The organism is Photorhabdus sp. RM96S (assembly GCF_042879335.1).
Lineage (GTDB): Bacteria > Pseudomonadota > Gammaproteobacteria > Enterobacterales > Enterobacteriaceae > Photorhabdus > Photorhabdus kayaii.
This window is the reverse complement of sequence record NZ_JBHFKT010000003.1, coordinates 122,594-139,277: the sequence shown is the minus strand read 5'-3', so window position 1 is coordinate 139,277 and position 16,684 is coordinate 122,594. Positions and strand designations below refer to the sequence as shown.

At 39.7% G+C, this 16,684-nt stretch carries 13 protein-coding genes and 1 pseudogene; all 14 read right to left on the bottom strand.

Annotation, left to right across the window (positions count from 1 at the left end):
- Positions 1 to 7 precede the first annotated feature (7 nt).
- The 14 genes and pseudogenes from csy3 to ACGF49_RS02740 all read right to left on the bottom strand — a co-directional run bounded on the left by csy3 (position 8) and on the right by ACGF49_RS02740 (position 16,684).
- A complete protein-coding gene (gene csy3 / locus ACGF49_RS02805; RefSeq protein WP_387489519.1) occupies positions 8 to 1,018 on the bottom strand; it encodes a type I-F CRISPR-associated protein Csy3 in 1,011 nt (336 codons plus the stop codon).
- 23 nt (positions 1,019 to 1,041) lie between these two features.
- Positions 1,042 to 2,010, bottom strand: coding sequence for a type I-F CRISPR-associated protein Csy2 (csy2, locus tag ACGF49_RS02800; RefSeq protein WP_228902919.1), 969 nt, complete (start codon positions 2,008 to 2,010; stop codon positions 1,042 to 1,044).
- Entirely contained in the window at positions 2,007 to 3,365 is a 1,359-nt protein-coding gene (gene csy1, locus ACGF49_RS02795) for a type I-F CRISPR-associated protein Csy1 (protein ID WP_228902918.1), read from the bottom strand. The genes csy2 and csy1 overlap by 4 nt, the downstream gene beginning before the upstream one ends.
- Before the next feature lie 677 nt (positions 3,366 to 4,042).
- Entirely contained in the window at positions 4,043 to 4,303 is a 261-nt protein-coding gene (locus ACGF49_RS02790) for a type II toxin-antitoxin system Phd/YefM family antitoxin (protein WP_387489516.1), read from the bottom strand.
- A gap of 93 nt (positions 4,304 to 4,396) precedes the next feature.
- A complete protein-coding gene (gene cas3f / locus ACGF49_RS02785; protein ID WP_228903015.1) occupies positions 4,397 to 7,678 on the bottom strand; it encodes a type I-F CRISPR-associated helicase Cas3f in 3,282 nt (1,093 codons plus the stop codon).
- Positions 7,675 to 7,836 carry a hypothetical protein gene (locus ACGF49_RS02780; RefSeq protein ID WP_262977666.1) on the bottom strand — a complete coding sequence of 54 codons (162 nt, stop codon included), beginning with the start codon at positions 7,834 to 7,836 and terminating at the stop codon, positions 7,675 to 7,677. Before ACGF49_RS02780 ends, cas3f begins: the two co-directional genes overlap by 4 nt.
- Before the next feature lie 733 nt (positions 7,837 to 8,569).
- Entirely contained in the window at positions 8,570 to 8,926 is a 357-nt protein-coding gene (locus ACGF49_RS02775; protein WP_228903013.1) for a hypothetical protein, read from the bottom strand.
- A gap of 8 nt (positions 8,927 to 8,934) precedes the next feature.
- Positions 8,935 to 9,126 (bottom strand): hypothetical protein, encoded by a 192-nt coding sequence (locus tag ACGF49_RS02770; protein WP_146748152.1) that lies wholly within the window; start codon positions 9,124 to 9,126, stop codon positions 8,935 to 8,937.
- A 963-nt stretch (positions 9,127 to 10,089) separates the two neighbouring features.
- Entirely contained in the window at positions 10,090 to 10,986 is an 897-nt protein-coding gene (locus tag ACGF49_RS02765) for a phage tail protein (protein ID WP_113044391.1), read from the bottom strand.
- Positions 10,987 to 11,307: 321 nt separating this feature from the next.
- Entirely contained in the window at positions 11,308 to 11,403 is a 96-nt protein-coding gene (locus tag ACGF49_RS02760) for a tail fiber assembly protein (protein WP_075508992.1), read from the bottom strand.
- Positions 11,404 to 11,601: 198 nt separating this feature from the next.
- A complete protein-coding gene (locus ACGF49_RS02755) occupies positions 11,602 to 12,633 on the bottom strand; it encodes an IS630 family transposase (RefSeq protein ID WP_113043256.1) in 1,032 nt (343 codons plus the stop codon).
- A gap of 193 nt (positions 12,634 to 12,826) precedes the next feature.
- Positions 12,827 to 12,964 (bottom strand): annotated as a pseudogene (locus ACGF49_RS02750) (helix-turn-helix domain-containing protein); the annotation flags it as partial.
- 5 nt (positions 12,965 to 12,969) lie between these two features.
- On the bottom strand, positions 12,970 to 13,914 hold the full coding sequence (locus ACGF49_RS02745; RefSeq protein ID WP_228899403.1) for an IS1595 family transposase: 945 nt from the start codon (positions 13,912 to 13,914) through the stop codon (positions 12,970 to 12,972).
- A 379-nt stretch (positions 13,915 to 14,293) separates the two neighbouring features.
- A complete protein-coding gene (locus ACGF49_RS02740; protein ID WP_387489511.1) occupies positions 14,294 to 16,684 on the bottom strand; it encodes a S8 family peptidase in 2,391 nt (796 codons plus the stop codon).

Here is a 16,684-nt window from a genome sequence, read left to right as displayed (position 1 = left end):
GATCCCCTTATTCACCTTTTTCACCAAAAACACCGCCACGAATTAGCATCGCCATAACATAGTGTTGTTGCTCTACTTCTGGCGCTTTTCCTTTAACGACCCAGTTATCTAACAAAGTATAAAAATCCATTTTCACTTTAGGCTGACGATAAGCCTTACCGCGACTGGTGACAGAACCATAGGGTTCAACCGCTATTGGGCCAAGACCCAATTCCGTAGCGTCTGGATACCACGTATCAATAGTGCGGAGCGCATTACCCACTTTTTGCGAATGCAATGCAGCGATCTCATTGACCTGATACAACACTTTGCTTTTTTTACTGTTACTGTCGAGAACCAATTCTTGAGAAGGGAAAATTTCCTGCCCATGCCCTAAACGAACAAATGCCTCAACATTGAATAATGTTGATCCGTTACCTGACAATCCTTCCTCAATTTCAGCAGCAAGTTTAGCTAAGTTACCTTCTACCTTACCAAATTCACGTAAGCTGAAATCTTCACAATCAAACTCCCACCATTTGCCACTCTTACCACTTACGCGAACTTTAATTTCTTCTGCTCCAACCCGGTTACGCCACAAAAACCGTCCATTAGCCAAGTTTTCTGCATAACGTGCTGCAAGCGTTTTGAAACCATGTTCAGCAATATAACCGTTGATCACGTTTGCCAGTTCAGCTTGATAATCCTGATCATTACATACTGATGGTGTTGAAAGATTACCTAAGACCCGTAATGTAAAACTGACTTTTAGAGTATCAGCATCAAAAGGCAATGCGGCAACATCGACACGTTGCAGGTTTGCTTTTTGAATCTCCGCATCCAACTTAGCTGGATCGCTAGTTAAAGCGTTTTTCAAGCGGTTGGAAATCGTCCCCCGAACAGCTTTTTCCTGAATAGCAATAGGTTTCCATTCACCGTCGATTTGTTTCCAGTTTCCAGCAAACATTAAAGCATCAGAATTAGAAAGTTTACGCTCAAATGCCAGTACAGAAGCCGTTTTAATAGTTGATTTAGACATGTAGATATCCTTCTTTAAATTAATCAGTCGATTATTCTTACTTTCTTATTGGGTTTGGATTGACGGGAAGCAGTCTGTTGATTACAACACCTGTAGACACCCTCTCCTTCTTGATAGTCATAACACCAGAGTAACTGGCGAATATCGTCAATACGGTGCGGGCTTTTCCATTCACCTACTCCGTAGATTGCTTCAACAAAACAAAATGGAGCATTAGGATCACGGGTTTTATCTACTTTCCCGGCGGGATATAGCGGCGATATTGCCTGATAACCTGTCATCAAGGGGACTAAATATCCCGAAGCAGGTTTGGGAACATACTCCCAATATGCCGGGTCACCAATTTCAGGTTGCTTATCATCCTGCTTAGGAATAGCCCGCATTTTAATAGCGGAAAAATCAAGCCAGGCGTCAATCATTTCTGCTTGAGGATTATCCTGTTTTAATTCTTCGTAGTGTTTAGTTAATAACTCAGAACGATCCAACAAAGCAAACCCCGGCAGTAAACGACGCATTAATTTACGGGTTGCCTGCCCTTCCTGCGGAAAAGCAATAACATTAACTTTAGCAATTTCAGTAATAGTACCACCCGCTAGTCTCTGAGTTGGACATATTTCTAGTAAATATTGTTCCAATACGTCAGCTTCTGTATCGCCAGCAATTTCACCAGAACATTCTATTAATAAAGAAACTGTCATATGCATACGACCTTCTTCATTAATCGTTTCCGTTTTTGCTTCTTTGGTTAACGGATTGCGAGTTAATGCAAAAACTTTATCTTTAATTGGATCGGACCGATATGCATGAAGTTGGTGGTTATGGCAAATTACACCACAATTTTCCAATTTTAAATTATGACTTTGTTGCAACTTACGTGAAAGCGCATGAGTAAAGCCAAGAAAATGAGTGATTGCCGGAAAACCATAGGTTAAGCCAGTAATAGCATTAGCATTCTCTACTCGAATATGATGTAAAATAATTAAATGGCTCATAACGGTACCTCTGGCAATTCATCCTCAAATTCACGTAGCCGCTCTTTAAACACAGAATCCCACTCACGACGTTCAGATAATTCCATTTCTAACCGCTCATGCTTTAAATTCTGATTCAGCCAATAACTAAAATCTGCGGCTATCTCTTTTTTCCAGTCACCACCTTCGCGTTCAAATTTAAACGTTTCATCTTGCTGACAACGATAAGGATCAAGCCAAAGTTGTTGAGCACGTTCTAACTCACAATCTTCATTAGCACTCCAGCCTTTAAGCTCAATCAAATTTTGTATACCGACGACATAGTTAAACAAAATATCAATAATTTCATTAACATATTCCTGACGACATTGCCGGATCTCTAACGTGTTTTCATATTTTTGTACACTCAACAAATACCGTTGCATCTGCCAAATAGTGCTACGGACTAATGATACAAACTCACAGCCCAGATCAAAAATAGACCTGTGCTTCATAGGTGGTTTAGTTATATTTTTCCATTCAGGAGCTGAGCATGGCAAAAGATAAACTCGTCCACCCCGCATATTGTTAAGATAAGAGGTAATTTGTGGCTTAGTGCTACCAAAATACTGCACAGCAGTATTAGGATAAATCATGATAGTTTCAGAACGCCAAGATTCTTCCTTTCTCGCTTTGTTAATTTCTTTAGATAATCCACCAAAGCGTGCTTCAGTAATACGCTGATGCATGGTATGCGCCAGAGATGAAGAAAATAGTGGGCCTAATAAGTGATATTTATCATAGCCGACAGGAAAATAAAGCTGTTTTGCTAGTCTATGTGAAGAAAGTCGTTTATCTGATAAAATTTGCCTAAACCCATTGACCCATAATTCAAGCTGCTGCTCATTTTTCGCCAGTTCAGCTAGTGCTGAATAGTCTGCCCGATTTATATTTGCCAGTAATGAATCACCTTCTCGATATTCTGTTAATAATAATTTCGCAATATCAAGAGCAGCCGCATTTCCCGCCGCATCTATAGCAGGTTTGTCTAAAGCTGCCGTGGTAAGATATTTAATATCTTTTTTTACATTTGCTTTTGATTGTACCGCGAAAATACTGCTACCTCTTGCATAAGTATGGGTAAATTTCAGAACATGTGTCACTAAGCGGATTTGATCTACTCGGCTAACCGCATCATCCAGCCAATTTCTAACTTCATAGTGCTCTTCCAATTCCTTACGCTGTTCAGCTAACTTTTGTTTAACTAGCGTAATATCCTCCATAGAGGTTAGTTTTGACAATTTTTTTTCAGCCTCTTTATCAAAAGCCTCCAGCTTTGATTGTTTACGGCTTTCAATATAATCGACAATAAATCGACTCAATCCATTTTCATTCATAGGCTCTTACCTACCTTATCAAAATGATTACTTGGTTGCCTGCTAAATTTAGCGCGAAAACATGATCTTGTACATCATCAACTAATAAATACTTCAGCTTTGAGCTCATCACCCTAACCAAGGTATTTTAATTTACTCCGTTCATTCCCTTTGCCAAGATTTTGCCTATGTATATTCCACAACAAAATACCTAAAAATCACCCTAATGTATCTCTGTAGTAATGAGAAATAGGGTATCAATCAAGTCATGGTATTGGTTAACAATAAAAATTATTTCTTCTGCCAATTCAAGATGAATATACCCATGAAACATTTCATCATCAATGACATATTCATTGGATAGTTTATCTCTTTAAACGTTCAATTTATTTTAAAAAAGTCTCCCTATTTTAAGTTCTTTTGCAGGGGTAACTCGCAATTTTATATAGAATTTTCATAGTACTGCTCGTTCTAAATAGGCTTACTACAAAACACTGGGCGTTATCCATAGGCATTAAGCTCAGACGAGCATAAAATTCTTCGACTACCATACGTGATAACAGGCAAATACATTTAATGTTTTCCATCTCTAACCTCAATTCAAAACAATCAGCCACATTAAATCACTTCTCACTCGAATCGGAGGATTTCGAACAGATCTCTTTGGGCATCCGGTGTTAAACGATAGAGAATCGATATTAGTCGTACTTACCTGTCTCTAGTTCATCGAAAAACGCCTCACCATCAACTAGGTTATCTTCTTCAATATCAGCTTTGGCTTGGATTGCTCTGGATTTCAAAAGCTGAATCTTAAGAGCTTCAATGTTTTCATATTCATCTATTGATAGAACAACAGCAATAGGCTTGCCGTTCTTATTAATCTGGATTGGAGCACGCTGCGCTCTTAACAGCATATCACCAAAGTGAGTTTTAGCTTCATTGGCAGAAAGTGCATACATATTTGTAGTCTCGCAAATATCGTTCGATTCGCTTATTTTGATCGAATCGAACGACAATCACCACGATCATTACCTAAAAACATCGCATATTATTCAACTAACTTCTCTAAACACCCCTAAAAACGGGTGGTAACGCCATGCTTCTCCGTCATCTTTCTTCCTAAGACGAATCTCACCAAAATGTTGGCTTACGTCTTTTAACTCCATTTCATAAGTATCAGCCAAATGCTGATAAATCGTCTCAGTATCAAGTTCAATCCAAGCACTCACACCTGGTGCGAACTCTAATTCTGGCACATAGTCAAACGCTCCGCTTTCTTTTATCCCCGCCAAGCCGCTGTCCAGAGCCATAAACTCCGCTTCTTCACCCTCTTCCTCAAGCCACAAATAATGTAATTCGTCAGGCTCTGACTGACGAAATGGCTTATGACGCTGTAATTCTGCACACCATGAAACCTGTTCGCGCCACCAAAAAGCAGCACAATAACGATATTCATCATCAGGATCACCTTGAAGTTCATCCCACAAACGTTGATGTTCAAGATCAACTAAGTTCTGAAAAGGTGAACGTTCCCCTGCGTCATGCCGTTCCCTAATCCTAGGTAATGCACTAATTAGCTCATATTGATAAGGTTCCAATAATTCACATAAATCATGGCTGGCAAGGCGATAACTTGTTGATTCAAACCCTGGCCGACAATAAACTGGATGTTCTAAATCAATCGCTTTAAGTGCCTTATAGTTTTTCGCCAGAATATGCAAATTTGGTACCTGTGGTTCTCTTTGCCGATGACGTTGAATACGACCGGCAAGTTGTATAAGAGAGCGCATTGAACTGGGTTCAGCAATGGACCAGTCGTAATCATGATCCCGACCAACTTCAGCTACAGATGTAGCAAGTACGACAAAAATATGGTGCTTCTCTGGCATCTCCTCTAATGCCTTGCGGATTTCTGCCACCTGCCACAACGCCTTTTCATCATAACGCGTTAATGTGGAATCCAACCGATGTTCAATATGGGAACGTATCGCCAATGGATGCTGGCTGTGATAGATACAATAATGAATATGTACATTTTTAGAAGATGGTATCTGCAACAACCGCTGTGTTACAGCAACTAATGGGTTGATGTTTGCCATACGGATTAAACCAATAGAAACAGTTTTGCCTGATGGATGAATTTGATGATGTCCCCTACGTAGTTTCAACATAGAACGATGCATTACCTTTGCTATAGCCTGGATTACAACCTCAGTTTTATGCTTTTCAGCCGTTACAGGCACCAACTTTGCTTTACATAATGGCACCTTTTTTTCCAAGCAACCCACGCGCTTGACGACAAAGGCATCATGCTGATCTTTAAACTGTTGCGCATTGGTAACATCCAGTTGCGCCACATCATATTCATCAAACCAAGCACAGCAGATATTCACCGGGGCATTTGGCTGACCACATGCTAATTGATAATCTTGGCGTCCAGCCCGATAAGCATTGAACAATGTCTGAATCAATGCAGGCGGTAATGTGGCAGATGAAAGCAATACCCGCGAACCTAATAACCCTGCCCAGTTCACTAACCTACATAAAGCCGACAAATCGTTAATATCAAAATCATCCGGCTCATCCAACACCAAATCAGAAGTGAGTAATCTCAGCATGGGTGCGATTTGCTTCCCACCGCGAATACCCTCAGTGGCGGGAATTAAATGGTCGATGGTTGCCACCAACACAGGTGCGCTAAGCAGCTTATTAAGTTTATTATCTTTACGTAGCCAATGACTCAGACGCCCATCATCTAAGCTACCGTCATAACTGACATACTGGTGTTCAGCAAATAACGCTTCCGCAGATATGCTGCCCACATCAGGCTCCAGCGCCTTTTGGCGAAGTTGATGTAATTCTTTCACTGCCTGCGAACCAATCAGTACCGCTAAATCATCTTCTTCTAAATGTAGTCTTTTACGTAATGCATCACCGGTTTGTAGCGTTAACGTTCTTAATCCTAACGCGATAGAAAAACGGCATCCTTGTTTTTCATCAGCTAATCCATACATGATGCGTGCATTAGCAAAAGTTTTACCACAACCAGTAGAAGCCATATTAATACCAAAAAAGCCCTGTTCTACTGAACGTTCACGTAAAGCACATGCAATATCGAACGCCTGATCCTGCCAACGGTATTTTTCATCTTTACTGCGTTGTTTAAATCCTTTATGCCGAGTAATCGCAGGCAGCGTTTTACGAATATGTGGCAAGTTTCTCCCTAGTAATAAAGCATTCTGCCCAACACCAATATTATGTTCATCTAATCGCTGCTTGCACTTACCGGTGGTCTTATCAGTATTAGCAAACACATCATAGTTGACATCCTGCCAACCCAAAGTTGCAGGCAACGATGAATAATGATGATCGGCCAGCATTAAAACCAGTCGAGACATATGACTGGTGAAACGCTGGTTCAGATTGCCATATTGCGATAATGACGTTGATTGCAGCGCTCTTCGCGCAAATTTTTGTGCTTTCTGACGCCAAGTCTGACTGCGGATAGGTGTACCATTTGGGAATGTCCAAACATCACTCTTATCCTGATTACTCCAATCCTTCTTATCCATGTTGACTGAGTTCCACGACGGTTGTAACTGCTTAGTCAACCAATTATCAATGTATTCCAGTTGCGGCTCGTTTGAATAATCACTGTGATAGGAAGGATAAACAGGCAGACGATGATGAGAGAGGATTAGCCAAGCGACAGTGGTTGCCAATGGCGGTAAATTAGTAAAAGGGTTTGTATATTTTTTATCGATACCATCCTTAACCAAACGGGAAAGAATCTTATCCTCATCACTAGGCTCAATCTGACTCAACGAAGTCAGCCACTCCTTATCATCTTGCTTATCAACAAATGCCTGAAATAAACGCAGAGATACCCATTCATGTCGATACGGTTGAAACCGCCCATCTCCTCGTAAACCTTGCTGGAACAACGCATTAGCTTTACCAAAATCATGAAATAACCCAGCAATCGCTGCCAATAAGCTGATAGCTTCTACACTATGCCAGTGATTTTCATCCTGACTTTTCAGCACATCACGTTGCGTCGTATTAGTGGGTACAACTCCCCGTGAGTTAAAGCGCCGCAAATTCCCGACTATCCATAACAGCTCAGTTTGGCCGCCACTTTTTATCCAATGGCAAGCCACCGCCGTATTACGACACGCCGTTTTACGCAATAGCTTACGCAAAGTATTTAAACCTTCCAGTGTGATAGCCGTTTGCCAAGTTCTATCACCTTTACGTTCAGCAAATTGATCCAAAATTCGGCGGGTTTCTGTTAGCGCACGTTTGTTGCATTGAGAGACTAAAAGAATATTCATCGTGCCACCTGACTCAGTTGTTGAGCCGTTGTTTGCAAGGCATCAATCATAGTGTCCAATGCCTCAGCTTTCTGAAATCCACTAATACAGCGTTGGCGAAATTCCTGTTCATCTTCTCCAGCCATTGCCGCTTCTAAGCTGCCTGTACGGCAGTGCACATTACTCAGGCAGCAATGCGTGAATTTGCTAATTTCTAAGCTGCCTGTACGGCAGTGCACTGTTACATATTAACTTTAACTTGTTGATTTTTAAATAGCATAACTATTAAAAAATGAAAAACCCTTTTTATAAGAGATAATTAATTTATACATAAAATCAATCAATTACAACTCACCTCAAAAAAAGGGTAAAAATAAGGTAGCAACAAAAATACCATCACATACTTAAGTCGTATGTCCTAAGATCTATACAGTAAGTGAGAATTACTGCCTGTAAAATGTTCAATTATGATGGAACCATTCACTGAACTCTGTCATAAACAAAAACTAGCACCTGTTATCTCGTAGCCTTTTTCAATAATGACATCATTCAATACGCCAACAGTTGCACTAATTTCACCATGCATTTAAATATTGAAAGTTTCAGTGTTACCCAATTTACCAAGTCTCCAATTCAATCAAACTCATCTACTCATGAATTATTTTATTTTCATTCATCTATTTTATTAGCTAATAATCCTATAATAATTCACCTCCAGAATACACCACCATTATATCAATCGTTTATATAAACCATTTCAGCAGCCATTCCTATCATTAAATAAAAACATCAGGTTGTTTTCTCATATATCTAATATTTCACTCCATCTGAACAATGGTGGATTATCTCTATAATTAAGAAAATGCCCTGAAAATATCAGAGCATTTTTTAAATTAAACGCATTGCTTGCTATTATCGCCGTAGTATGGTGTAAGAAAATATCATGTTACGAAGATAATCGTTGTCAAATTTATTATCAATGATTTCACCAGTCTCAATAATCAATCGATGAGTTGGCTCTTTTGAGCAAAGAATCATAAGTCGCATTTTGTCTTTTATAAGCCAACTATCATTGCTTGCCGGACTAAACCAGTACGATTTGATCAAGATATTACCCTGACTATCACAAGACATTTCATTAAATTTCACTGTCCAGTTAGCATCAACTTCCATTTCTTTATCGATAGGCCCATTCTCACCTTTAATATCAATATACCCGTCATCTTTCAAGTTGCCTCTTTGTTGGCTGCACTCACTCACCCCGGTCACATAGTTATCTATGCTCCCGGGGATTCGCCCCCTTGCCACCGTGATGCATATTGAAATCCATAGGGTATAGAACCATAAAATAAGAATTCACCATCCACAAGGTGAATTTTACCGTCACTCCATCTCGAATATCCTAACCCAATATTTTTAGGAATATTTACCAACGTTTGATATTGAACACCTTTAACTGAATACATCATGTTTCAATCCCCTTTGGTATAATTACTGTATGAAAATAGAATTCAACCACTTCGGATTTAACTAACAAATGCAATATTATTACTCTATGAATAAATAATTTCATATTCCTTTAAATAATTCATTAGTTTTTCCATTCCATATTTTTTATAGTCAATTATTTAACCTGATTATAAATAAATTTATCCATCAACAAGAAACTTTACTAAATCCTGATATTTTAAAAAGACAACTTTAAATTACTCATATTATTGCAAATAAAAATCATTTAAATAAATTAATTTTTCATATGAAATCAAATTAATCCTTTGCATTAAAAAACCTATAAATCATTGTTTTTAATTCTAAAAAATCACATGCATTCCAATTAAAAATTAATTATAAAAAGATTATTTGATATTTATCGCACATAAGGATTAATAGAACAAGCAGTTATCAAGCGCCAATTTTTCATTATGAGGCAACTCAGCATTAACCACTTTTGTATACAACGTGCATATTTCAATATTAAATATATTAATTAAGAGCCAATCAATTAAGTCACCAAATATTATATTTGGTGGTTCATGAATATATTCCACATCCAATTATATTCACTAAACTCCTTTTACATCACTAATAAATTTAAACATTTAACCACTCAGAATAAATATTAAATTAAATTTCACAGATAAAATCGCTTGTAATATATATTACCAAATAACTGCAATGATAAGGAAAAATAGAATAAATCTTATATATAAACGCTGGCTAAGTCTTTGAAATTTAAAACAATAGTGAATTTTACATCCCTACCTTGTCATTTCACTCCAATATAATTAAAAAAATAAAACCATACACATCTCCACACATAAAAAAATATCATCATGAAATTACGACTATCTGAAAGAAAAGGGAGAAATTATTGAACAATGGGAAAGTAAGCTGCTATCGCTGTGAGCAATAAGGGCCAAATGGCCCTATCATTATGCCGCCCTTACAATGTAGTTAAATGCGATATTGCGAGGGCGATTCTCTGAGGCTACAGGAACAACCCTTGACGCCAGGAATCCAAAACCATATGGAGTATCCGTGTCAGAAATATTTACTGATTTGAAACTGCCATCTGTGGCTATTCCAAGAACTTGACTAGCATAAATAGCCCCTCTTGTTGCCAAATGATAGTTTGGTGCTATCATGCCGGCGAATGAACCCTCAATATTTCTAATGGCATCCCCCTGAGAAGTTAAAATTCTACGGCCACTATCAACACCTCGTTTATCATCCCAACCTCGAATAAATTCCCCTCTTAAATCGGGCAATTTACCGTCAGGATAAGCTTCTGCTAACTTTGGGTACTGTAATTTATCGAAAGCTGAACCGTTACAAGTGAAATAGCCAACAGGTGGATTGGGCAATGGCCAAGGAATAGGAGAACCAACAGGAACTTCATTGGCGGTTTTAATTCGATTATCTGTATATTCACGCAATGAATTTGCTATTTCCTGAGCAAGCTTTTGTGTAACTGCCAATGTGTCACTATCGCCAATCACATTTGTAAGCTGGACAGCACCTTTTTGTGTTAATGAAGCGCAAGGAACGTTTGTTGCAATTTTTTGTTCTAACGCTCGATTTAATTGTGCAGTAAGTTTGGCTATGCCCCCATTATCCAAAACATCAGCGCCAGATTGTTCCGCAATAAAATTAGCTACAACAGATGATATTATTGAAGATTGGCGTAATACCTTATTTAACACATGAGTAGAAACATTCTCTGGTGGAAACCCCGTCTGTAAATTCTGACTTTCTTCATATTTTTCTTGACTCACTACATTAGCATCATCACTAATAGAAAATGCTTTAAAATCATTTTTTTGATTCATATGCCTTCCTTAAATCAAATAACATTATTTCATAATCAGTATATTTAAATCATTGTAAAAACAATCCCCTTGCAACTCATGCAAATCAAAGTCTAGTTTAGAAAAATAATAATGTGTTGTTCTTATTCCTTATAAGGTTAACTAATTTTGTATAATTGGTTACAATAAGCAATTCAATATCAAGCAGTTACTATTATCTCTCTTCTTTCATTTCTGACTATAATTTTTCTATTTCAGGTTATAAACTGAATCTCTTTCAATATCCTAATTCAAACATCAACAAAACCATTGTATGAACGACCTGTTTATTCAGGCTATTGGCTATTCCAACCTCTGAACATCAGACGCTTGCAGAACGTCAACGCGAATCAGTAATAGCCGGTATCTTTTCCATTCGAGTAGAGAGGCTTTCTCTATTCCGCGACAACTTCTAAATCAACAGAGTTTTGTAGCAATGAGAGTGTTTAATTTGCTTGGGAGGGAGCGCAATACTGGCATATTAATATTTAATAAATTAATTTTATTAAAAAAGTTACATACACCCAATAATACCCCCACATTACTTTGCTACATCAAACCTAGTAGATTTTACGTGGAAATTAGATTTATACCCGCTTAACTTGAAGATGCAGGATTCAGAACCTGGAAGTTGTCATTAATACGGCACGACAGGTTCCCGGCAAGTTCCGGTAATATTTCCGTCAAAAAACGATGTATTGCCTGCCTGAACAAGGCTGTCGAGGCGAAATAAGGGTTATTCCTGACCTGTTCATTCATCACCTTCCACAGCCTTTCTATCGGGCTCAGATTCGGGCTGTATGGCGGCAAGTAATGAAGATCAATATTCATTACATAAGCCCAGTCTTTCACCAGCCTGCTTCGGTGGTAACCGGCTCCGTCAAGGATAATATGAACCTTCTGACTGATCGGATAGGTCTCACGGATGGCAATGAAGAACTCGGCGATGTGATAACTGTCGATACGGTCATATTCGCGCACCACCGTTTTACTGATATCGGCCAGATTCAGGGCGCCCATCAGGTTCAGACGGGTACGGCTTCCCGTGGTTTTCACCGCGGTTTTCTGACCTTTGCGCATCCAGCCATAAGCGAGTTTCGTCCCCTGCGTGGGATGGACGCCATCAATGAACAGGATGGGCTCATGGTCTCCGGCTTCCTGCTTCAGTTTCCCGTAGGCTTCCATAAAAACCCGTTGCTGTTCCGCATTGAACTTGTGGGGCACGCCGGTCGGTTTTTTATAGCTGAAGCCATTGTGGTGCAGCCATTTATTCATGCCGGGAACGGTGTAACGGATATTCCACCACTCTTCGACAAGACGGATAACCGCCTGTGTGGTGGGCAGAAGATTGGCGGTCAGATAAGCGATAAGTGCCTGAGTCTGTGTTTCGCTGAGATAGCTCTGAGAGCCGCCATTTTCGGGTTTCAGCTTAGCTTCATTAAGCCAGTCATTGAGGTGACGTCGGACAGTGGTTTCGTGGATAAGTTGCGAACGGGCGATCATCTCGGGAGACCATCCATCAGCAGAGAGCAAAACACATCGTATGCGATCACAGATATGACGATCCCTGCACGTCCGATGCAGGTTGATGAGTTGTTGCTTTTGCTCTTCGCTGAGATAAATAGTCATACTGTTAGGATGATCCTTATTTCAGAGAAAATCAAGCATCTTCATTGAGCACTGGTATATAACTGTTTAATCATCGTGTTAAAGCAAAAAAGCCATGAGATTTGAAAATGGTCAAACTTGACTGCCATTTCACGCTCAAGGCTTCATATAAACATTTATCATTTTTACGAATTAGATCACAAATTAAAGCGGATTATTCCTGTGGTTTATCGCGAACCCTACGCTCAATTAATCGGTCATACATATCGAAGTAACGGCTAGGCCAAATTTCAGAAGGATGTATACCGAGATAATCCGCAATTATCCACTGCCTACTGAGTGCATTTGATAACCTGATTACCATCGAATCTCAGCTAGCTTGAGTAAATACTCAGGTATAGGTGCTGCCCGGATACATGAATAAATAAGCTGTTCGAATGTTTTTTTAAGGTTAAAGCGCCAATTGAACCTGAAACAGAATTCGGCAAGATAACGAGGTAAATACTTTTTGCTAATCGAATGATATGTTCCGCGTATCGAATTTTTTACATGACTAATCATTGTGTTAACCCACTGAAAATAAGGAAGCTTAACACTCTGCGCTCCACCGCCGGTGACGAGGGGCAAATGGAAAGTCCCGGCTTGCTCAATCCCCCGAAAGCAAGCTAATCCATCTGAAATAACAAGGGATTTTGGTTTAAGATGCACTTTAGCCCAACGAGTAAGTTCCTCGGTCTTAAACCCTTTCACAACGCTGAAACGCATGAACATAGAGTGGCCCTTTTCATTCATTGAAACCGCCGCAACGAAAGGGCATTTCCCTTTTGCCCCTCGCCCTCGGGGACCATGCTGAGCCCCTCCCCAGTAGACGTCGTCAAGCTGAATAAACCCGCCGAGAGGCTTTTCGTCATCCCGTTCTTTCATCGCTTTCATTAGCTTGTGTTTCATACGCCATGCAGCGTTGTAGGAAATGCCCAGTTGACGTGACATTTCAAGTGCAGAAATCCCATTTTTTTCCTGAGTCATGAGATAAATCGCCAAAAACCACACAGTTAAAGGTAATTTTGACGCAGAAAACAATGTGCCGGCCGTCAAAGATGTCTGATGATGGCATTGATTGCACTGATAAAGGAGACGAGATTTTAACTGGCAATACTTATCATGCCCACAATGAGGGCAGTGATACCCCGTAGGCCAGCGCATATCGAACACCTGTTTCTGGCATTGTTCTTCATGACCATATAATGAAATAAACTCATGAATAGAAATGCCTTTTTGGAATTGAATCTGATTTTTAGCCATTTTCATTTACCTCCACGCAGACTTATTTTAAGTATACGCCTATGGGAGCTGAATTTAAGTGGTAATCAGGAAAGTTAATATAGACATCTCCATAATATTTTACTATCTATTTCAATAATCATCTCAAGCGCACATACAACCTACACTCACTTACTAGTGCTTGCAATAGAATATTACTTCTATTTATCAGTAAGTTATATTTTTGAAAATACTTCATTAATAGATAAACCGAATTAGTTGCCCTAAAATCGTCATTCAGGGTGTGAATGACTATTATTTGGCACTGAGCTACCCATACGAAAGACCTTGATCAGTTTCGGGCGAATACCTGAGAAACCATTCATGCTGAAATGTCTAAATTAGCTGAGATGGATTCAATTTAGCTTACTCGTGCTCTAGAACGTTCCTGTTCACGAATTCGGGCCTCAATTTCGGTGTAAAGATTAGCCTCTGCGTTTTCTCTATCCGTTGCAGTAACAACTAAAGCATATGATTCGTGTTGATTATTGAGTGGAGCCCCCCACTCACGATCATTTCTGGTTACAACTACAAACCACTTTTCATTAGGAGAGCGACGCTTAAATACCCAACTAGATGATTGCACTGTACCGTGGTCACGTTGTTGTGCAGTAACAGAACGGTTACTTGTCGCATCTTCATTCCTGGATTTTATGCCATCCTGTACATCATGATTAAAATACTGCTGGACATCCTGTAACGATGTTCCTTTTACGAGTCTATAGGATATTTGCGTAGCCGCATAATCCAGCCTAGTCGTTCTGACGGCTGGTGAATAAGCTAAAGTAATGTGCAGTTCTCGCACTGCCCGTTGAGTTCTTAAAAAGGAAGCGGGTAATGGAAGCTCAAAAAATTGATGTGTATTATTTACAATTTGTTCTTCACACATCATAACAACTACTTCTTCTGATGAACGGTATAAACCGTCTTCCTCGACTACTCCATATCCAACAATATCCCGAATAATGCTACGGTTTCGAGTTGCTAACTCTGCTTTATAACACTCAACAACTTCTCTAGAAAATGTATTTTCCATCTGAGGAGTCAATACTGCATGATTGACCAGCATCGCTCGCAACATATTGGCTGACATATCTGGATATTCATTTAGTAAACGTCCAGCAAGATACGTTATATACGGTGCAGAAAAACTAGTTCCACTTTGTTCAGAGAAAAGTGTGCTTCCTTGGAATTGATGGTGACAACTTAGAACGCCAAGCCCTCTGGCATATGGTCGCCATTGACCTCCGTTATTACGCATGGGTGCAGCGAAATTTCCACCATGGGCTACTATTTCCGGTTTAAAAGCTCCTTTCACTGACGGCCCGTGGCGTGTGAATGGCGAGGGTTGAAATTCTCCCGCTGGACTTAAATGACTAATTTCATTCGCCCTACGTTGAGCATCAAATGTTGCATTGTGCTTAGCATAACTTCCTATCGTGAGAACATTGAGTGCAGGGGCTGGATCGATGATAATGGAACTGTTATGGATTAAGTAACTGGGGTATTCAGCACGCCAACTTTCCTCTGGAACCTCAGGATCACTACTTCCATTAAAGTTACCTGCAGAAACAACGAACAGGATGTTATGACGACGAACCAACACATCAAGAACATAAGCAATTCCTCTGATATGCTTACCATCATATGGTGCATTCGCGTTACCAAGTGATAAGTTAAATATACGACATCCTAAATCTACGAAATATTCTACTGCCCGAGTCAAGGTTGTTCCGATCGTAGAAGTATCAAATTCCCCATCAGAATTAAGGATTTTTCCATTATATAACCACACTAACGGCTGCCAGAAATTACTGGCATCACAGGCTTCAACATCACCATATAGCGCAATACCTGCAACAGCAGTACCATGTCCGCAATGGTCAAACTCGTCCTCATTAACCACAAAGCTTTCGCTTTCAGCTATTGCACTACGCAATAATGGGTGTGCTGTATTAATTCCACTATCAAGGATACAAATCTTTACAGCGTCAGGAGGTGGAGAAGGGATGTTTGCAGGAATAATGTTGATATCTTTGTTCAGTTTTTCGTAAGAAATACCGCTTGAAGGAGGCAGATCAACCATACGGACATCACGATGGGTTAGTAGTTTTTCAGCTTGCTCGCAATTTACTCGAACCCGATACATCAACAAGCTATCAAGATTAATTCGATCCAAACAGTGAATCATATTTTCCTGAAGCCAGTTTTCAAATTCTTCGCAGATCCGTTCTCGTGAAGGATGTCGTGTGGTTTCTATCGGCCAAAGTTCAACATCTAGACCGAATGATTCTAATTCAGGAAAACCATAATGCCTGACTGACCAGCTTTTGCGATCCTCACTAGACCAAATATCAACACTGTCTAATGCTGTTAGGATCTGCTGGTAGGTAATATGCCCATGTCCCAATTGTGACAGATGCTCCTCAAAGAGGGCAATTCCGCGTTCATCAGCAAAAGCAATACAGATCGTTTTGTCTTCTTGGCTAACGAACTCGATACCATGCCTGTCCAGATGAGCAATATCTAACATCCCAGTATATTGTAATTTAAGCATGTACCGGCCATCTTTATCTTTTCCTGGAATTTGCGGGGTAGCTAATTGCGTAATACCCCGTAATTGCTCAGACAACATGCTTCCATGCAGACGCAAATCGGCACGTGATGTTGTAGGAATGCTAAACTGACGTGTGCGCCTAGGGTTCTGAAGAGATTCTTTCGCGATACTAAGATGTTTATATTGTTCCGTCAT